Source organism: Rhizobium sp. BK619 (genome assembly GCF_014195245.1).
In the GTDB taxonomy this organism is placed as follows: domain Bacteria; phylum Pseudomonadota; class Alphaproteobacteria; order Rhizobiales; family Rhizobiaceae; genus Rhizobium; species Rhizobium acidisoli.
This window is the reverse complement of record NZ_JACIBH010000015.1, coordinates 62,643-81,771: the sequence shown is the minus strand read 5'-3', so window position 1 is coordinate 81,771 and position 19,129 is coordinate 62,643. Positions and strand designations below refer to the sequence as shown.

At 57.3% G+C, this 19,129-nt stretch carries 14 protein-coding genes and 2 pseudogenes; 4 read left to right on the top strand and 12 right to left on the bottom strand.

The window, feature by feature from the left end; genetic code table 11:
* Positions 1–52: 52 nt before the first annotated feature.
* The gene (locus FHX14_RS33165) at positions 53–343 is read right to left on the bottom strand and encodes a hypothetical protein (protein WP_246713462.1); all 291 of its coding nucleotides are present in this window, start codon (positions 341–343) and stop codon (positions 53–55) included.
* Positions 344–662: 319 nt separating this feature from the next.
* Here FHX14_RS33165 and FHX14_RS26490 point away from each other — a divergent pair, with 319 nt between their 5' ends.
* Positions 663–1,058, top strand: a complete 396-nt coding sequence (locus FHX14_RS26490) for a hypothetical protein (protein WP_184379779.1) — start codon at positions 663–665, stop codon at positions 1,056–1,058.
* Between the two features lie 108 nt (positions 1,059–1,166).
* Here FHX14_RS26490 and FHX14_RS26485 read toward each other — a convergent pair.
* Positions 1,167–1,358 (bottom strand): annotated as a pseudogene (locus tag FHX14_RS26485) (GNAT family N-acetyltransferase); the annotation flags it as partial.
* 207 nt (positions 1,359–1,565) lie between these two features.
* Positions 1,566–2,546, bottom strand: coding sequence for an IS30 family transposase (locus FHX14_RS26480; RefSeq protein WP_348649270.1), 981 nt, complete (start codon positions 2,544–2,546; stop codon positions 1,566–1,568).
* A gap of 469 nt (positions 2,547–3,015) precedes the next feature.
* Here FHX14_RS26480 and serA point away from each other — a divergent pair, with 469 nt between their 5' ends.
* Together serA and FHX14_RS26470 are read left to right on the top strand one after the other, a co-directional pair.
* Positions 3,016–4,254: a phosphoglycerate dehydrogenase gene (serA, locus tag FHX14_RS26475; RefSeq protein ID WP_184379775.1), complete on the top strand. Its 1,239-nt coding sequence runs from the start codon at positions 3,016–3,018 to the stop codon at positions 4,252–4,254.
* Between the two features lie 287 nt (positions 4,255–4,541).
* Positions 4,542–4,661 (top strand): annotated as a pseudogene (locus tag FHX14_RS26470) (IS6 family transposase); the annotation flags it as partial.
* 26 nt (positions 4,662–4,687) lie between these two features.
* Here FHX14_RS26470 and FHX14_RS26465 read toward each other — a convergent pair.
* The 5 genes from FHX14_RS26465 to FHX14_RS26445 form a co-directional block, all read right to left on the bottom strand.
* Positions 4,688–6,349 carry an electron transfer flavoprotein-ubiquinone oxidoreductase gene (locus FHX14_RS26465; RefSeq protein WP_184379773.1) on the bottom strand — a complete coding sequence of 554 codons (1,662 nt, stop codon included), beginning with the start codon at positions 6,347–6,349 and terminating at the stop codon, positions 4,688–4,690.
* A gap of 36 nt (positions 6,350–6,385) precedes the next feature.
* Positions 6,386–6,787 carry a methylmalonyl-CoA epimerase gene (gene mce, locus FHX14_RS26460; protein ID WP_132575202.1) on the bottom strand — a complete coding sequence of 134 codons (402 nt, stop codon included), beginning with the start codon at positions 6,785–6,787 and terminating at the stop codon, positions 6,386–6,388.
* 7 nt (positions 6,788–6,794) lie between these two features.
* Entirely contained in the window at positions 6,795–8,936 is a 2,142-nt protein-coding gene (gene scpA / locus FHX14_RS26455; protein WP_184379771.1) for a methylmalonyl-CoA mutase, read from the bottom strand.
* 86 nt (positions 8,937–9,022) lie between these two features.
* Positions 9,023–11,026, bottom strand: a complete 2,004-nt coding sequence (locus FHX14_RS26450; protein WP_130815680.1) for an acetyl/propionyl/methylcrotonyl-CoA carboxylase subunit alpha — start codon at positions 11,024–11,026, stop codon at positions 9,023–9,025.
* A gap of 57 nt (positions 11,027–11,083) precedes the next feature.
* Positions 11,084–12,616 carry an acyl-CoA carboxylase subunit beta gene (locus tag FHX14_RS26445; protein ID WP_130815679.1) on the bottom strand — a complete coding sequence of 511 codons (1,533 nt, stop codon included), beginning with the start codon at positions 12,614–12,616 and terminating at the stop codon, positions 11,084–11,086.
* A 119-nt stretch (positions 12,617–12,735) separates the two neighbouring features.
* Here FHX14_RS26445 and FHX14_RS26440 point away from each other — a divergent pair, with 119 nt between their 5' ends.
* Positions 12,736–14,139, top strand: coding sequence for a helix-turn-helix transcriptional regulator (locus tag FHX14_RS26440; RefSeq protein ID WP_184380031.1), 1,404 nt, complete (start codon positions 12,736–12,738; stop codon positions 14,137–14,139).
* Between the two features lie 379 nt (positions 14,140–14,518).
* Here the strand turns inward: FHX14_RS26440 and FHX14_RS26435 are convergent, their stop codons facing one another.
* The 4 genes from FHX14_RS26435 to FHX14_RS26420 all read right to left on the bottom strand — a co-directional run bounded on the left by FHX14_RS26435 (position 14,519) and on the right by FHX14_RS26420 (position 19,081).
* Entirely contained in the window at positions 14,519–15,859 is a 1,341-nt protein-coding gene (locus FHX14_RS26435; RefSeq protein ID WP_184379769.1) for an adenylate/guanylate cyclase domain-containing protein, read from the bottom strand.
* Between the two features lie 912 nt (positions 15,860–16,771).
* The gene (locus tag FHX14_RS26430; protein WP_130815677.1) at positions 16,772–17,188 is read right to left on the bottom strand and encodes a cupin domain-containing protein; all 417 of its coding nucleotides are present in this window, start codon (positions 17,186–17,188) and stop codon (positions 16,772–16,774) included.
* A 185-nt stretch (positions 17,189–17,373) separates the two neighbouring features.
* A complete protein-coding gene (locus FHX14_RS26425) occupies positions 17,374–18,306 on the bottom strand; it encodes an electron transfer flavoprotein subunit alpha/FixB family protein (RefSeq protein WP_184379767.1) in 933 nt (310 codons plus the stop codon).
* A 25-nt stretch (positions 18,307–18,331) separates the two neighbouring features.
* Positions 18,332–19,081, bottom strand: a complete 750-nt coding sequence (locus FHX14_RS26420) for an electron transfer flavoprotein subunit beta/FixA family protein (RefSeq protein WP_184379765.1) — start codon at positions 19,079–19,081, stop codon at positions 18,332–18,334.
* Positions 19,082–19,129: the final 48 nt, after the last annotated feature.

Sequence of the window (19,129 nt, the reverse complement as noted above, 5' to 3'; positions counted from 1 at the left end):
GCCAGCATCTTGAATCACAAAACACACAAAAACGGAATCCCTTCCGATTCAACTAAATCCGGATACGCTCTAATACCTTGAGCAGGCCCTTCAGTTCGGCTTCGACCGCGACAGGGTGTACGGCCGCTTCCCTCATGACCTCAAGGCATGCCCTTGCCCTCGTCGGCTGACGCAGGTTACGGAAACCGTGCTCAAGATCGTAGCGAGCTTCTCCGAGCGAGACGATCTCGCACGAAAATCGGGCGTCGACCCAAGCGCGCACGGGATGTTTGCCTTCGGGAAGCTTGGTTCGTTTCTCCCCGAGCAATTCGATCTTTGATCGAATTGCCGCGCCGAGCACCACTCGAAACCGCTCTGTCGCGTCATCAAAGCAAGCCATTCAGAGGACAGAAGGCGGGTTGTCTGCTCCCGGGTCCATCCTGTGCCAAACAGCGCTCCGAGGCCACCTACAATGCCGAGTACCAGCGCTCCAGCCGGGACCGAATGCCAGAAGCCCAACTGCTCGTATCTTATCGAGTGTGTGTTGGGCCTGACCACTTGAGCCGCAAGCAGACACGGCGACTTCGCCGCCTCCATCAAAATGATGATGGTGGTCCACGTTGCAGCACCAACCCACGGGCGGTAACTTAGCGCACCCTGATTTTGGGGTGGGGACCTACGCTATGAGAAAGATTCTTTCAAGCATTGGTGCACTGGCGTTCTTATTATCAGGTATAAACGCATATGCCCTGGACCTTCCAGCGGGTGCCAAAAAGGTCACGATGGAAGAGTTCAAAGCCTTTGCTGATGGCAAGCATGTGAAGGTCGAGATTTTCGATCTGGAGAAGCCCGTGACTGCCGATCTGGTATGGAGTTGGAAGAAGGGCACGATTACGGGTAAGGCTAACGTCGACGGCAATATGATCGACGTGAAAAGCAAGCTCACCTTCAAGGACGGCAAAGCTTGCTCGAACGGAAAAGGCGAGAAGCCGAATTGCCACTCTATCTATATCGATGGGGACAAATTCTATGAAGTTCGAGATGACATGAAGGTGCACGCTGTCTCGACGGTCGGGTAAATCTGCCGGCTGGGGTTCGTGTCAGTGGCACTCGCTGCCCATCGTTGGGTGGGCGTTTTCGGCCGACATGCGACTACGCCCTTCGCCGGATCGCGCGCACAATACCGGTCATCGTTCTCGGACATACAAATTAGTCGGAGCGCCGTGCAGCATAACCTCTCGTTCGAACGAGAAGCCGCATCTCTCCAAAACCCGTCGAGAGGCTGGGTTGGCAGGGCGTACCAGCCCGATAACGCGACGAGTGCCGACATCTTCGAATGCAAATCGCACTGCTTCCGTCACCAACTCTGTGGCAAAGCCAGCTCACCGGCATGTGCGCGTCAGTCTGGTTAAACGAGCAGAATAGGGGAAAATTGCGTCTCGCGTTTTTACGTGCTTTTCCCGACCGGAAAACTGCTTGAAAAGGCCGAATCTAGCAATCTCAAGTGTTTATCACAACAAAAGTCAACATAGCGCGTTTGGAGAAGCTAACCCAAGTGCATCATGCCTGTTTTGCAGGATAGGGGATCACCTATCTTCGTGCAAATGCGCCATAAACACCTCGGTCGGCGTCTTGTATCCGAGGCATTTGCGCGGTTGATCGTTGATATGGCGCGTGAGGTGGAGAAGGTCGCGTTGCGACACAATTGCCAGATCTGTCGTGCCTGGCAGGAAGCGTCGAATGCGCTTGTTGGTGTTCTCGACGGTTCCTTTTTGCCAAGGCGCACTTGGGTCGCAAAACCAGCTGCAGGCACCGATGCCTTCTTCCAAAGCCCTGAACCCGGCAAACTCGGTCCCGCGATCAAATGTGAAGCTTTGACGCGCGAACGCCGGTAAAGGAGAAAACGCTCTGATGATCTTGTCCATGATTGGGCGCGAGTGTCGGCTCGGATTCTTGATGAGAACGGTATAGCGGCTCTTGCGCTCCACAAGGGAAGTGACATTGGCATGGCCAAGTGGACGTTCGAAGATGAGGAGATCGCCCTCCCAATGCCCAAACTGCGATCTATCACCAATAAAATCAGGCCGTTGGGATATGTGGTGAGTGGTTGGAAACGCACCGTCGCGGGGCTTCCTGGAGCGCAATGGACGACGTTTGCGGCGCGCTTCGGGCAGATGGCGATAGAGGCCTAGCTCATACTCTTCCTTGCTGTAGATGAAGCGATAGATCGTCTCTTTGCAGACACGAACAAGACTTAGCCCCTCCGAAAGCAGGCGTCCGGCAATCTGTTCTGGAGACCAGCGAGCCTCCAACTGGTTGATGATCTCTGTGCGCAAAGTTGGGTGGCGCCGCAGCTTTCTCAGCCGGCGTCGCCGCTCCTTGGAGATATCGTGAGCAACTGTGCTGTAGTACCCGTCGTAGTCCGGCAGTTCACGGTCATGAAACGTATTGCGCTTGATCTCGCGGTAAATGGTCGAGCGATGACGGCCAAGCTGACGTGCCATCTCGTTTACCGGAACCTTTGCCGCCACCAGATGATGCAGGCGTCGGCGATCGGCGAGGGTGATCTGCGTATAGCATCAAGACATGCCAAAATCTCCAAAGTGAAGCCATTGAAATTACTGGCATGTCGCACTTGGAAATAGAATGTACCGTTATGTTATAACATATCGCATAAGCAGATTTATGGAACTTCGATGCGATGTAATGAGCCGGCCGACAGACATCGCTGCATCGCCTGAATGAGAATATCGGGCCACGCTGGGTCAGTTCTCAGTGGCAATCAACATCGTCGGCATTTAAGCCTGATGGCGGCGGCATCGCCGCAGCCGCTGGGGGCCAATAGCCGCCGTACGCACGTCATGACTGTCGGCATATGCTGAATTGCGGCAACGGAGCCTTATGCCTGCCGACGGAGTTGAGTTTGTTATTGCGCTGCTCATCGGATGGTCGCTAAGTCATGCTGCCATAGCAGTGCGTCTTTGTGTCGGACGAGCTACTTCGGCCAGATAGAAATCGAGACTCCAGGGCAATTCAATGACCGAACAACTTTCTCTTCCTCGCGATCGAATTTCCGTACTTTTGATGGAAGGGATCAGTCAGAGCGCGGTGGACTACTTCGCTTTATCCGGCTACGTCAACCTGACCCATTTGCCGAAGGCTCTGGATGACAAAGATCTCAAAAGTCATATAGCCGAGGCCCATATTGTCGGAATTCGTTCACGCACGCAGCTGACAGAGGAGATTTTCAGCTCCGCCAAGAAGTTGATGGCCGTCGGTTGTTTCTCAGTGGGGACAAATCAGGTCGACCTGGATGCGGCCCGTCGACGCGGGATCCCGGTATTCAACGCCCCTTATTCGAATACGCGCTCGGTCGCCGAGCTTGTGATCGGTGAGATCATAATGCTGACCAGGCGGATTTTCCCGCGTTCGGCTTCAGCTCATGAAGGCGGATGGGACAAAACCGCCGAGGGCAGTCGTGAGGTGCGCGGGAAAACGCTGGGCATCGTGGGCTATGGCAATATCGGTTCGCAGCTAAGCGTTCTTGCCGAAAGCATGGGTATGAACGTTCGCTATTTTGATCCTTCGGACAAGCTTCGCCACGGCAATTCAGAATCGATGGCAACGCTTGGCGAGCTCCTCGAAATCTCAGATTTTGTGACGATGCATGTTCCGGAGACCAGTTCGACGCAGAACATGATCACTGAGGTCGAACTGCGCCGGATGAAAAAGGGAGCCATTTTCATCAACAACGCCCGCGGAACCGTGGTGGATCTTGAAGCGCTCGCGAAGGTTTTGAAGGAAGGACATCTCGCAGGCGCGGCTGTGGACGTGTTCCCGAGGGAACCGGCATCAAACAAAGAGCGTTTTGAAACCCCGCTGCAAGGTTTGGATAATGTCATTCTGACCCCGCATATTGGAGGGTCGACCGAAGAAGCCCAAGAGCGCATTGGAAGAGAAGTCTCGAGGAAGCTGGTCGAATATTCGGACATCGGTTCGACGCTGGGGGCTGTCAACTTTCCCCAGGTTCAACTGCCGCCACGACCAAACGGCACGCGTTTCATCCATGTTCATGAAAATCGCCCTGGCATTCTCAACAATCTGAATACGGTTTTTTCGTCTCGTGGACTTAATATTGTGGGCGAGTTCCTGCAGACGCACGGCGAAACCGGTTACGTGGTTATTGAAGTCGAAGGCGTTGGCCAAACCGCAAATGATATACTTGATGCACTCCGCCAGATTCAAGGAACGATACGGGCTCGATTGGTTTACTGACGCCGGTGGGAATGCCTTTTCCAGGTAGCTCGCGAGGCTCAGGAATCATTGTGACCTGCTGCTTGAAGGGGTTCGACCGTCGACCCGTAGATTATTGGTATGTTCACGCGGTTGGGGGCAAAGGATCAGTGCCTTCGCTGAGAATCGCGAGATACCGCCGGTAGCTAAAAACGCTACCTCGGTTGCGGGTTCTGTTGCAAACTTATTGCTAACTTGGGAACGGTAATCAGTACTCGATATCTTCGGGGATGATAATGTTCAAAGGGCGCCACTTCGACTAGTCAGTAATTCTGCTCTGCGTGCGCTGGTATCTGGCTTACGGCCTGAGCCTGCGCGACCTGAAGGAAATGATGGCCGAACGCGGCATCAGCGTCGATCATTCGACGATCCATCGCTGGCGTCTGCGGTGTAGCCCCGACGCCTTCACCGCGCCTCACATATTCGGATAGACCGGCCCCTCGCCGCCCTGCGGCGGCACCCAGTTGATGTTCTGGTTGGGATCCTTGATGTCGCAGGTCTTGCAGTGCACGCAGTTCTGGGCGTTGATGACGAAGACGTCCTTGCCATCCTTTTCCACCCATTCGTAGACGCCGGCCGGACAGTAACGCGTCGACGGACCGGCATAGATGTCATGCTCGGACGAGATCTGCAGCGCCATGTCCTTGACCTGCAGATGCACCGGCTGGTCTTCCTCGTGATTGGTGTTCGACAGGAACACCGAGGACAGCCGGTCGAAGGTCAAGACGCCATCGGGCTTCGGATAGACGATCGGCTTGTGCTGCGAGGCCGGTTCGAGCGACTGGGCATCGGTCTTGCCATGCTTCAGCGTGCCGAAGACGGAAAAGCCGAGCAACGTGTTGGTCCACATGTCGAAGCCGCCGAGCGCCACACCAAGCGCGGTGCCGAACTTCGACCACAGCGGCTTGACGTTGCGGACGCGCTTCAAATCGCGACCGATGTCGCCCTTGCGCCATTCGTTCTCGATCTCGGTCACTTCGTCATGGCTGCGGCCTGATACAATCGCCGCGGCGATCTTCTCGGCCGCCAGCATGCCCGACAGCACCGCATTGTGGCTGCCCTTGATGCGCGGCACGTTGACCAGACCGGCCGAACAGCCGATCAGCGCCCCGCCGGGGAAGGAAAGCTTCGGCACCGACTGGTAGCCGCCCTCGGTGATGGCACGCGCCCCATAGGACAGGCGCTTGCCGCCCTCAAAGGTGGTGCGGATCGCCGGATGGGTCTTGAAGCGCTGGAATTCCTCGAAGGGATAGAGATAGGGGTTCTTGTAATTGAGGTGGACGACGAAGCCGACGGCCACCAGATTGTCTTCCAGGTGATAGAGGAAGGAGCCGCCGCCGGTCTTCATGCCGAGCGGCCAGCCGAAGGAGTGCTGCACCAGGCCCGGCCGATGGTTTTCCGGCTTGACCTGCCAGAGTTCCTTGATGCCGATGCCGAATTTTTGCGGTTCGCGGTCCTTCGAAAGATCGAACTTGGCGATCAGCTGCTTGGCGAGCGAGCCACGCACGCCCTCGCCGATCAGCACATATTTGCCGAGAAGTTCCATGCCGCGGGTATAGTTCGGGCCGGGTTCGCCGTTCTTTTCGATGCCCATGTCGCCGGTGGCGACCCCGATGACGGCACCCTCGTCATTGTAGAGCACTTCGGTTGCGGCAAAACCCGGATAGATCTCGACGCCGAGTTCTTCGGCCTTGGTCGCCAGCCAGCGACAGACGAGCCCAAGCGAGACGATGTAATTGCCGTGGTTGTTCATCAGGGGCGGCATCAGCACATTCGGCAGGCGAACAGAGCCGGCCGGACCGAGCAGCAAGAAGTGATCTGATGTGACCTTGGTCTTGAACGGATGATCGGCCTCGTCGCGCCAGCCGGGCAACAGCCGGTCGATGCCGATCGGGTCGACCACGGCGCCCGAGAGGATATGCGCGCCGACTTCCGCGCCCTTCTCCAGCACGACGACCGACAGCTCCGGATTGATATGCTTCAACCGGATCGCCGCCGCAAGACCGGCAGGACCCGCCCCGACGATCACAACGTCGAATTCCATGCTCTCGCGTTCTGGGAGAGATATCACTCTCATTCTTTATCACATTCTTTGCTGAACAACACCATTGGCTTAGGTCTGTTGGAATTCGATCAACGCACCCTGAAAGTCTTTCGGATGAGCGAAGAGAACGGGCCTATCGTGTGCACCAAATTTCGGCTTCCCGTCGCCGAGTATCCTCACGCCAATTTCACGAAGTTTCGCAGACGTTTCGTCGATTTCGGCGACTTCAAAGCATATGTGATGGATGCCACCGGCGGGATTCTTTTCGAGAAAGCCCGCAATCGGGGATCCTTCGCCAAGTGGATGCATGAGTTCGATTTTGGTGTTAGGAATGCCGACAAAGACGACGGTGACACCGTGTTCGGGGAGGTCTTTCGGGGCCGAAGTTGTCGCTCCAAGTAGCTTATATTGAGCTGCAGCCGCCGCGAGATCAGGCACGACAATTGCGATATGGTTGAGCCAATTTATCATATTTCCCTCAATTGTTCCTTAGGCGGCCTTCCAGAAGGTCGAGAACGGCGCGTCCGGCCTCCATGACGTTTGTGCCGGGGCCGAAGACAGCAGCGACACCATGATCGAGCAGGAACTGGTAATCCTGACGCGGCACGACGCCGCCGCAGACGACGATGACATCGCCGCCGCCCTTGGCTTTCAGCGTTTCGACCAGTTGCGGCAGCAGCGTTTTGTGGCCGGCGGCGAGCGACGACACGCCGACGACGTGGACGTTCGCGGCCAGCGCCATGTCGGCCGCTTCGTCCGGCGTCTGGAACAGCGGGCCGGCGAGCACATCGAAGCCGATATCGCCGAAGGCCGAAGCGATGATCTTGGCGCCACGGTCATGGCCATCCTGCCCGAGCTTGGTCACCATGATCTTCGGCTTGCGGCCGATAGTGCGCGAAAAGTCGGACAGCCGGGCAGATAATGTCACCAGTTCCGGCTCGTCCTTGTAAGCGTCGCCGTAGATGTCGCTGACGACTTCCGGCACGGCGGTGTGATCGCCGAACACAGCGCGCAACGCATCGGAGATCTCGCCGACGGTGGCGCGGGCGCGGGCAGCCCGGACTGCGGCTTCGAGAATATTGCCGCCGCCGGTGCGGGCGAACTGCGTCAGCGCCTCGAGCGCTGCAGTTACCTCGACGGTGTCGCGCCGTTTGCGGGTCTCCTCAATCCGCCTGATCTGGGCGGTGCGGACGGCGGCATTGTCGATGTCGAGAATGTCGAGATCATCCTCGGTTTCCAGCCGATATTTGTTGACCCCGACAATGACCTCTTCGCCTTTGTCGACGGCAGCCTGGCGGCGGGTGGCGGCCTGTTCGATCAGCCGTTTCGGCAGGCCATCGGCCACGGCCTTGGTCATGCCGCCCAGTGCTTCGACCTCTTCCATCAGGGCCCAAGCCTTGTCGGCCAGCTCCGCCGTCAGGCTCTCGACATAATAGGAGCCGGCCAAGGGATCGACGACTTTCGTTACGCCGGTCTCGTGCTGGAGGATCAGCTGCGTATTGCGGGCAATGCGCGAGGAGAATTCCGTCGGCAGCGCGATCGCCTCGTCGAAGGAGTTGGTGTGCAGCGACTGCGTGCCGCCGAGCACGGCCGACATCGCCTCGAAAGCGGTGCGGATGATGTTGTTATAAGGGTCCTGCTCCTGCAGCGAGACGCCGGAGGTCTGGCAATGGGTGCGCAGCATCAGCGAGGACTGTTTCTCCGGGTGAAACCCTTCCATGATCCGCGTCCAGAGCAGGCGGGCGGCGCGCAGCTTGGCGGCTTCCATGAAGAAGTTCATGCCGATGGCGAAGAAGAAGGACAGGCGGCCGGCGAACTCGTCGACGCTCAGGCCTTTGGCGATGGCGGCGCGGACATATTCGCGGCCGTCGGCCAGCGTGAAGGCCAGTTCCTGCACCAGCGTCGCGCCGGCTTCCTGCATGTGGTAGCCGGAGATCGAGATGGAGTTGAACTTCGGCATCTCACGGGCGGTATAGTCGATGATATCGGCAACGATCCGCATCGAGGGTTCGGGCGGATAGATATAGGTGTTGCGGACCATGAACTCCTTGAGGATGTCGTTCTGGATCGTGCCCGAAAGCTGTGCACGTGGCACGCCCTGTTCCTCGCCGGCGACGATGAACGAGGCGAGAATCGGGATGACGGCACCGTTCATCGTCATCGACACCGAGATTTTTTCCAGCGGAATGCCGTCGAACAGGATCTTCATGTCCTCGACTGAATCGATCGCCACGCCGGCCTTGCCGACATCACCCTCGACGCGCGGATGATCGCTGTCATAGCCGCGATGGGTGGCAAGATCGAACGCGACGGAGACGCCCTGCTGGCCACTGGCGAGCGCCTTGCGGTAAAAGGCATTCGACGCTTCGGCGGTGGAGAAGCCGGCATACTGCCGGATCGTCCAGGGCCGTCCGGCATACATGGTGGCGCGCGGACCACGGGTGAACGGCGCAAGACCCGGCAGCGAGCCGAGGTGATCGACGGTTTCGAGATCGGCCTCGGTATAGAGTGGCTTCACGGCGATGCCCTCCGGCGTTTGCCAAGTGAGGCCGTCGGGCGAGGTCTTCAGTTCTTTCTCCGCTATCGTCTTCCAGTGGTGATAGAGATCCGCGTTTGCCATCTTTAATGCGCCTCTAGCTTGACGACACGATCAATCATTGTTTTAGCGTCCTAGTGGTTGCCGCCGAGCAGAGATGCCGCTCATTGTCAGATAAATTCCATGATGAGTTCGTCGACGGCCATATTCTGACCGACGGAGGCGGCGACCCGTTTAACGATGCACTTACGCTCCGCTTTCAAAACGTTTTCCATCTTCATGGCTTCGATTGTAGCTAGTGGCTGTCCGGCCTCAATGATTTGTCCTTCAATAGCGGCGAGTGAGGTTATGACGCCGGGCATCGGGCAGAGCAGCATTCTCGAAGTGTCCGGTGGCAGCTTCGTTGGCATCAGCCGAGCAAGCCCGGCGACGCGCGGACTCCGCACATGGACGGTGACATCGATGCCGCGCCAGCGCAGGCGGATGCCGGTGCCCCCAATATCGATCTTCACGCCCATGGCAGTTCCATCGACAACGAACGTGGAGTGGCTGCGGCCGGGCGTCCAGTCGCCGGCAACTGCAAAGACGGTGCCGTCCGACAGTTGGATACAGGCGCCATCGGCGGAGGTGTCGAGTGTTACCGCATGTTCCTGACCGGCAAAGGTGACGACCCAATCCTTGCCGATCACCCGGCGGTGATTGCCGATGGTGCCGGAAATCTGCACGGCGCGGTCCTGCAGTGCCTTATGCACCAAGGTGGCGACGGCTGCGAGTTTTCGTGCGGAGACGGTATCGGGCTCGACACCATGGAAGCCCTCGGGGAATTCTTCGGCAATGAAGGCCGTGGTGATGTTGCCGGAGCGGAAGCGGTCGTGTTGCATGACGGCCGACAGGAAAGGCAGGTTATGGCCGATGCCTTCGACCTCGAAATTGTCGAGAGCCGCCGACATGGCGTCGATGGCAGTCAAACGATCAGGTGCCCATGTGCAGAGTTTCGCCACCATCGGGTCGTAATACATCGAGATTTCGCCGCCCTCGAAGACGCCGGTATCGTTGCGCACGATGATGCCATCGGACGTCTTGCCTTCGACCGGTGGCCGGTAGCGCGACAGGCGGCCGATCGAGGGCAAGAAATTGCGATACGGATCTTCGGCATAAAGCCGGCTTTCGATCGCCCAGCCGTTGAGCTTGACGTCATCCTGCCCGAAAGACAGCTTTTCGCCGGCTGCGACGCGGATCATCTGCTCGACCAGATCGATGCCGGTGATCAACTCGGTCACCGGGTGCTCGACCTGCAGGCGGGTGTTCATTTCGAGAAAATAGAAATTCCGGTCGCCATCGACGATAAACTCGACGGTGCCGGCCGAATAATAGCCAACGGCCTTCGACAAGGCGACAGCCTGCTCGCCCATAGCGCGGCGGGTTTTCTCGTCAAGGAACGGCGATGGAGCCTCCTCGATGACCTTCTGGTTTCGCCGCTGGATCGAGCATTCGCGTTCGCCGAGATAGAGCACCGTGCCATGCTTGTCGCCAAGCACCTGGATTTCGATATGGCGCGGTTGGGTGACGAATTTCTCGATGAAGATACGGTCGTCGCCGAACGAATTCTTCGCCTCGTTCTTCGAGGATTGGAAACCTTCGCGGGCTTCCGCGTCGTTCCAGGCGATGCGCATGCCCTTGCCGCCACCGCCGGCCGAGGCCTTGATCATCACCGGATAGCCGATGGACGCGGAAATTTTTACCGCCTCGTCGGCATCGGCAATCAGGCCCATATGGCCGGGCACGGTGGAAACACCGGCTTCGGCCGCCAGTTTCTTCGAGGTGATCTTGTCACCCATGGCCTGGATAGCGCCGACAGGCGGGCCGATGAAGGCAATGCCTGCCTTTTCCAGCGCCTCAGCAAACACGGCGTTTTCCGACAGGAAGCCATAGCCTGGATGCACCGCATCGGCGCCGGTCTTGCGGATGGCGTCGAGGATCTTGTCGATGACGATATAGGACTGGTTTGAGGGTGCCGGGCCGATATGCACGGCCTCGTCAGCCATCTTCACATGCAGGGCATCGGCATCCGCATCGGAAAAGACGGCCACGGTGGCGACGCCCATCTTGCGTGCTGTCTTGATCACCCGGCAGGCGATCTCGCCGCGATTGGCAATGAGGATTTTCTTGATCATTTTACTCTCGATCGGTTCAAACTTGCTCTGGCATCCGGAGAATGACGGGACGACGGATCACAATGGGATCGTATCGTGCTTGCGCCAAAGCTGTTCCTGCCGCTTGCCGCGCAGCGAGGCAAAGGCGCGAGCAATGCGGCGGCGGGAGGAGTGGGGCATGATAACTTCGTCGATAAAGCCGCGTTCGGCCGCCTTGAAGGGGTTGGCGAAGTTGACCTCGTACTCTGCGGTCCGGGTTGCGATCTTCTGCGCGTCGTCGAGTTGGGAGCGGTAGAGGATTTCGGTGGCGCCCTTGGCGCCCATCACGGCGATTTCGGCGGTCGGCCAGGCATAGTTGACGTCGGCGCCGATATGCTTGGAGGCCATGACGTCATAGGCGCCGCCGTAGGCTTTGCGGGTGATCAGCGTCACCATCGGCACGGTGGCCTGGCTGTAGGCAAACAAAAGCTTGGCGCCATGTTTGATGACGCCGCCATATTCCTGCGCGACGCCTGGCAGGAAGCCGGGCACGTCGACCAGGGTCAGGAGCGGGATCGAGAAGGCATCGCAGAAGCGGACGAAGCGGGCCGCCTTGCGTGAACTATCGATATCGAGGCAGCCGGCCAGCACCATCGGCTGGTTGGCGACGACGCCGACGGTCTGGCCCTCAAGCCGGATGAAGCCGGTGATGATATTGCGGGCAAAGGCTTCCTGAAGCTCGAAGAAATCGCCTTCGTCCGCGATCGCGTGGATGAGCTCCTTCATGTCGTAGGGTTTTGCCGAACTGTCCGGGATCAGCGTGTCCAGACGATTCTCGATGCGGGCCGGATCGTCGTGGAACGGACGCACCGGCGGTTTTTCGCGGTTGTTGAGTGGGAGGAAATCGAACAGCAGGCGCACCTGCTCCAGCGTCTCGATATCGTTTTCATAGGCCGCGTCGGCGACCGAGGATTTCTTCGTATGGGTGCCGGCGCCGCCTAGTTCTTCGGCCGTGACGATCTCGTTGGTGACGGTCTTCACCACGTCGGGTCCGGTGACGAACATGTAGGACGAATCGCGCACCATGAAGATGAAGTCGGTCATGGCAGGCGAATAGACCGCACCACCGGCGCAGGGACCCATGATGACGGAGATCTGCGGAATGACGCCCGACGCCTCGGCATTACGCCGGAAGACTTCGGCATAACCGGCAAGCGAGGCGACGCCCTCCTGGATGCGGGCACCGCCGGAATCGTTGAGGCCAATGACAGGCGCGCCGTTGCGCGCCGCCATGTCCATAATCTTGCAGATCTTCTGCGCATGGGTTTCGGACAGCGAGCCGCCGAGCACGGTAAAGTCTTGGGAAAAGACGTAGACCTGGCGGCCATTGATCGTGCCCCAGCCGGTGACGACGCCATCGCCCGCAACTTTCTGCTCTGCCATGCCGAAATCGACGGCGCGATGGGTGACGTACATGTCATATTCTTCGAAGGAGCCTTCGTCGAGCAGCACCTCGATGCGCTCGCGCGCCGTCAGCTTGCCCTTGGCATGCTGTGCGTCAATGCGTTTTTGCCCGCCGCCGAGACGCGCCTGTTCCCGTCGCTGCTCAAGGTTCTCAATATTAGCCGCCATGATGACCTTCTATTTCCGTTTCCATGTCGGATAACGAAAATCCCGTATTGGCAAAAGGCTCGATCGTGTGCCAAAGTATTTTTTGCAAAAATGCAAATATCTATTTTGCGAAAAAGAACATGGCTGGGAAGCTTTATATCGGACGAAAAGTTCGCGATCTGCGCGACGCCAACAGGTTCACTCAGGCGGTTTTCGCTGAGCGGCTTGGAATTTCGACCAGTTATTTGAACCAGATCGAGAATAATCAGCGGCCAGTCTCCGCGACTGTTCTCCTGGCGCTGGCCGACAAATTTAAGATGGATATCAGCGAGCTGTCAGCCGGCAGCGGAGATCGACTCGTCTCTGCACTGGCGGAAACGCTGTCGGATCCCCTATTTGCAAACTACATTCCCAGCATCCAGGAATTGAAGCTGATCGCGCAGAATGCGCCCGGGTTTGCCCATGCTTTGCTCAACTGCCACGAGGCATACCGGCAGCGCAGCGAACAGCTTGCAAGCCATGATGATCGGTTGGACGATCAAATCCTAGTGGAAAACACGCCCTATGAGGAAGTGCGCGATTTCTTCCATTTTGTTGATAACTACATTCATGAAGTTGATCAACAAGCGGAATCCCTAGCACAGGAACTCGGTCTTGCCGAGCAAGATACTTTTACGACCCTCAGTCGATTTGTTGACACACGGTATGGGATTCGGCTGCGCAAGGACGCCGAGGTCCACGCGGCTATGCGCCGTTTCGATCCAATTTTACGAGAATTGACACTGAACCAGTATCTCCCCGCGCCAACGAGAGACTTTCAGGTTGCATTGCAGATCGCGCAATTGCACGGAGCGGAGACTATCGACGCCGTCGCGTCAGCGGCGAATTTTAAGACCCAGGAAGCCTATGAGATCTGTCGTGTCGGATTGCACAACTACTTTGCCGGTGCGCTGCTTTTACCATATGGAGTATTTAAAGAAACCGCCGCTGAGCTTCGGCATGACCTCGACCTGCTTTCTGCACGGTTTGGCGCTTCGCTTGAGCAGGTGTGCCACCGTCTTTCGACGCTGCAGCGCCCCGGCGGCAAAGGCGTTCCTCTCTTCTTTGCACGGATCGATCGGTCGGGAAATATCACCAAGCGACACAGCGCGACGAAACTTCAGTTCGCGAGATATGGCGCAGCATGCCCGCTGTGGATCGCGCATCAGGCGCCAGTAACACCGGGACAGATCATGCGCCAGCTTGCGGAAACGCCGGATGGTAGTCGCTATCTCTGTCTTGCTACGCAGACATCGAAAGCCGTGGCCGGATACAGCAACAACCGGCCGACCTACACGCTGGCGCTCGGATGCGAGATCTCCTACGCAGATGCTTTCGTCTACGCGGACGATCTCGATGTATCGAACCAACGCGGTTTCGATCCGATCGGAGTATCGTGTCGCCTTTGCGAACGACGCGACTGTGCTAGCAGGTCGATTCCCCCGCTCCGCCAAAAGATATTGGTCGATCACCATCTCAGGGGAATGCTCCCGTACAAACTCTGACGGCGGGGGCTATTAGCCAAATCAGGATGCCAAGCATAATGGAGCGTATTCAGAGGAACCTGGCCGGGCCTCGAATTTATCCGGCGTCCGGTCCGCTTCCATAGTGCGTTGTCACAAAAAACTTCGTCAGCTTCGTGGGACGCGATCGTCGAAAGTAGCGTTGTAATGTGAAACCTGCCTCGCGGAGAGCCTTGAAGAAATGTCCCTGACCGACGGGCTTCGCTAAGAGCACAGCCAGGTTCCCGAAAGCTATGTGCCGTTACCGCCCAAGGCTGGGCGCGACCATGAGCGCTTCCGTTCGACGCTCCTGCCACTTGAAAGCGGGTAAAGCGCCGAAAGATGCCAGGATCCATGCTTTAGCATCGAGGGTCTGACGATCTCAGCCTCGGTGCGCGGGAACGGCATTGGCCAAGGCATAAATCGCCACTGGTTTGTCCCGATTGCGAACCGCCATTTCTCCGAGGCTGCGCAAGCCGACGATATGACCGCCCAGGCGCTCAAAGGTTCTTCCACAAAGTAAACAGTTGGTGCCAAGTTTCTTGTTGAGCGCCTCCAGACGTTGAGACAGGTTTACGGTATCGCCATATAAAGTGAACGAAAGCTTGTCTTCGCTCCCAACTGTACCGGCTGCAACAGGGCCCGAGGCAATCCCGATCCTCAGTTTGATTCGATGGCCATCAAACTTGGTATCCGCAAGCACCTGCAATATCTCCTGTGCGGCCCTGACCGCCCGCAGCTCGTGATCGTCACAAGCAAGTGGCAAATTGAATGCTGCAATGACGGCGTCGCCGAAATAATTAACGACCAGGCCTCCGTGACTGCTTACTACCGTTGAGACGGATGAAAAAAGCCCATTTAAGAGGCTGATTACTGCTGAGGGATCCAGATTTTCCGACAAGGCGGTAAAGCCTTCCACGTCGGCGAAAAGCAGTGTGGCGTCTCTTATCTGAGGCGCCAATTGACCATCGCTTGCGAGATCGCCAATAACCGACGACGGAACGTATTTACCAAAGAGGCGCTGGATTTGGCGCCGTCTCTCCTCTGCTTCAAGCCTTGCGGAGGCAACAGATCTGGCACGATGAACAGCGACTGCGGCAATTCCCGTCAACGTGGTCATTATCAGTCCTTCTTCGATGCGCGACTCTATTCCAATGAAATTGGGGTTGAGAACGACATTGTAGAAAACTTCCCGTGAAGGGGACGGGGCTAGATCCGAAAACGATAACATCTCCGGCATGCTGTGGACGATCCAAGCCGTGGAAAACGTCAATCCTAGAACGCAACTCGCCCCTGTCCAGACCACCAACCAAGGCGATAGCGTCAAGATGGAAGCAGCTATAACGACGTAAAAGTATTGTACCCGGCTGGTCAGGAACACAAGATTTTGCGGTATCGAGTCGCCGCTGCTCAAGGGAACAAACGTTAAAACAAGGGAGACGAGCACCGCATCAGTGCAAAAAAAAGCATAGCGCGCGTAGATTTCGGACCGCGTTCTTGTCGATATAAGTGCCACCAAACCAAGAGACGCCAAGAAAAGCGTGAAGGCGAATATCACGATGTTGACGGGGTAGTGATAGCCCCAAAGAAACACGAATGCTAACAGAGTTACGGCAACCGTGCGTCCCAACACAGCCAAAATGAATCCTGTCCGTTGCGCGGCCTCAAGAGAGCGGTTTTGAAATAGGAAATTCAACGAACTTAGCCGTTTCTGCGAAGTCATACTTTGCTCAATCTTTTTGCGGTTGGAGTCGCATTGCGAAAGGAAGGCCCAGCTTCCTCCGGAAACTAGCCTCTCAGATATTGAAACCGCTGCAGCACGATTTTAATTCGTGCCTTTTCTGGCTGGAAAACCGCGATGATGCTCGCTGTCTTGGACACATCGGAGCCGGCTCTTCCGGTTCCGAGCGTAAGACGAGAATGAAAGGGTGCAGGCGGAAGACCTTACCGCATAGTATCTTGTGCTAAAGACCGCATATCCCCGTTTACAATGTACCTACACCCCCCTTAGGCCGTGGCAAGATGGGTCTCGAAGAGAGACGTGAATTTATCGAACGGAATCAAGTCTACCCTATCGTAGAGATCAACGTGGCCGGGACCCTTTACCGCTTTGGTTTAGCCGCGCGGGAATACGTATCCTCACTAAACTCCTTGGAGTGAGCTTGATCACCGCGCAGCGCGCCAGCTTCCTTAAGTTGAGTACTTCGACGGCGACCGGTGTCCAAGGTGCCGCCTTGGTCGTGACGTCAGTTGTTTGCTGCCATTTTTTGCAAACTCCCCCTCGTTTCGATCGAATTAAGGATTCTTAGCAGCTGCTCGATACTTGTATTAGTCGCCTCATGTCGCTTGTCGTTATGAGATGCGCTCATCAATGTCTGAGCGGAGACTGTCGTTCGTATCGGATCGATTGAGGATTTCAGGAACGAAACTCAGGGTTACGGCTGCGAATAGTCAGTCTGCGAAGCCTGGTAAAACCTGCTGGTGATTTGGGAATACGGGAAAATATCTATGACATGTATTGAACTGAGTGTTTCCAATTCGCTGTGAGAAACTTTGCCCGCTATCTTTTTAAGCCCGAACTGATGCCGTGCCGTTCGCTAGTCGTTGATACAAATTGCTCACGACACGCAGAGAGTCATTCGAATGCTCGTTTCACAGCACCGAGATATTCTTCGTCGGTCACAGGGGCCAGCCAATCAACGACCTTTCCATCAACATTCTCTTGGATTGCTATATGGGTCATGGCCGTAGAGGGCGCTGCGCCGTGCCAATGCTTTTCGCCTGGCTCGAACCAGATCACATCGCCTGGCCTAACCTCCTCGATCGGCCCGCCGGCTCGTTGCACCAAGCCCACCCCTCCCGTCACAATAAGGGTTTGTCCGAGCGGATGAGTGTGCCATGCTGTTCGCGCGCCAGGCTCGAAAGTGGCCGCGCCAGCCGTCGCACGCCGAGAGGCGTTAGCTGCGAAGAGTGGATCGAGGCGTACGTTTCCGGTGAACCATTCGACTGGCCCCTTGGCGGAGTTTTGCGAACCGTTCCTGTCAATTTTCATGTCTTGTCTCCATTAGTTGGGGCACAACCATGCATGGGTGCATGAAATAAGGGGTATTAGTCATTCTTCGGATTCAAATTACCGGAGCCGCAGGATGTTCGATAAAATATTTAGTCCGCATTGCAGGTTCATTGCCTCGTCGCAAATTGCGGTAGCGAGCTGCGATTAGAGGCGACCATGGCGACTCAAAGCAAGTTCGCGAGTTCCGGTAAAGCGACGAAGATATCCGCGACGAGGCCGTAGTCTGCGACCTGGAAGATCGGCGCTTCCTCATCCTTGTTGATTGCAACGATAACCTTCGAGTCCTTCATGCCAGCAAGATGCTGGATGGCACCGGAGATGCCACAGGCGATGTAGAGCTGCGGCGCCACCACCTTACCGGTCTGGCCGACCTGCCAATCATTCGGAGCATATCCGGCATCGACGGCAGCACGCGATGCACCGACCGCCGCGCCGAGCTTGTCGGCAACGGGCAGAATGACCTCGTCGAACTTTTCCGCGGAACCGAGCGCGCGGCCGCCGGAAATGATGATCTTGGCCGAGGTCAGTTCCGGACGGTCGGATGAGGATACTCGGCTGGAGACGAATGAGGAAAGGCTTGAAGAAAAAGCTGCCGTTGAGATTTCCTCAACGGCAGCAAGCTGGCCTTGGGAGGCCGGGGAAAAGGATGTCGTGCGTACGGTGATCACCTTCTTGGCGTCCGTTGCCTGCACCGTCTGGATGGCATTGCCGGCATAGATCGGCCGCTTGAAGGTATCGGAGGAGATCACCTCGATGATCTCCGAGACCTGGGCGACGTCGAGGAGGGCTGCCACCCGCGGCAGCACGTTCTTGCCGACCGAGGTGGCAGCCGAGATGATCGTGTCGTAGCTTCCCGCCAGCGAGACGATCAGGTCGGCCAGCGGTTCGGCCAGATTGTTGGCGAGTTCGTCGCTTTCGGCGAGCAGCACCTTGGAGACGCCGGCAAGCTTGGCGGCGGCATCGGCAGCCGGCTTGGCAGCCTTGCCGGCAACCAGCACATGCACGTCGCCGCCAATCTTGGATGCAGCCGTCAGCGTCTTGGCGGTCTGGTCGGACAGGCTTGCATTGTCGTGGTCAGCCAGAAGAAGAATGGTCATGATGATGATTCCTGTTCCAAGCTGATTACAGCACGCCGGCTTCGTTTTTGAGCTTGTCGACGAGTTCGGCGACCGACTTGACCTTGACGCCGGCCTTGCGGCCCGACGGCTCCTCGGTCTTCAAGACCTTGAGGCGCGGTGTGGTCGAGACGCCGAAGTCGCTCGGCGTCTTCTTGTCGAGCGGCTTCTTCTTCGCCTTCATGATATTCGGCAACGAGGCATAACGCGGTTCGTTCAAGCGGAGATCGGTGGTGACGACCGCCGGCAGCTTGATCTCGATCGTCTGCAGGCCGCCATCGACTTCGCGGGTCACTTGAGCCTTGCCATCACCGATCTCGATCTTCGAGGCGAAGGTCGCTTGGGGCATGCCCAGCAGTGCCGCCAGCATCTGGCCGGTCTGGTTCGAATCGTCATCGATCGCCTGCTTGCCGACGATGATCAGACCGGGCTGTTCGACGTCCGCCACAGCCTTGAGGATCTTGGCAACCGTGAGCGGCTCTACAGCATCGTCGGTCTCGACCAGGATCGCCCGGTCGGCGCCCATCGCAAGTGCGGTCCGCAGCGTCTCCTCGGCCTTGGCAGGACCGATCGAGACGACCACCACTTCCTCGCACCTGCCGGCTTCCTTCAGCCGCAGCGCCTCTTCCACCGAGATCTCGTCGAACGGGTTCATCGACATCTTCACATTGGCAAGCTCGACACCCGTGCCATCCGGCTTCACCCGGATCTTCACGTTGTAGTCGACGACCCGCTTTACGGCGACTAGGATTTTCATTGGGTTCTCCTCATGCCAACCGTTTGGCTTGAATCAGAATTAAAGAAA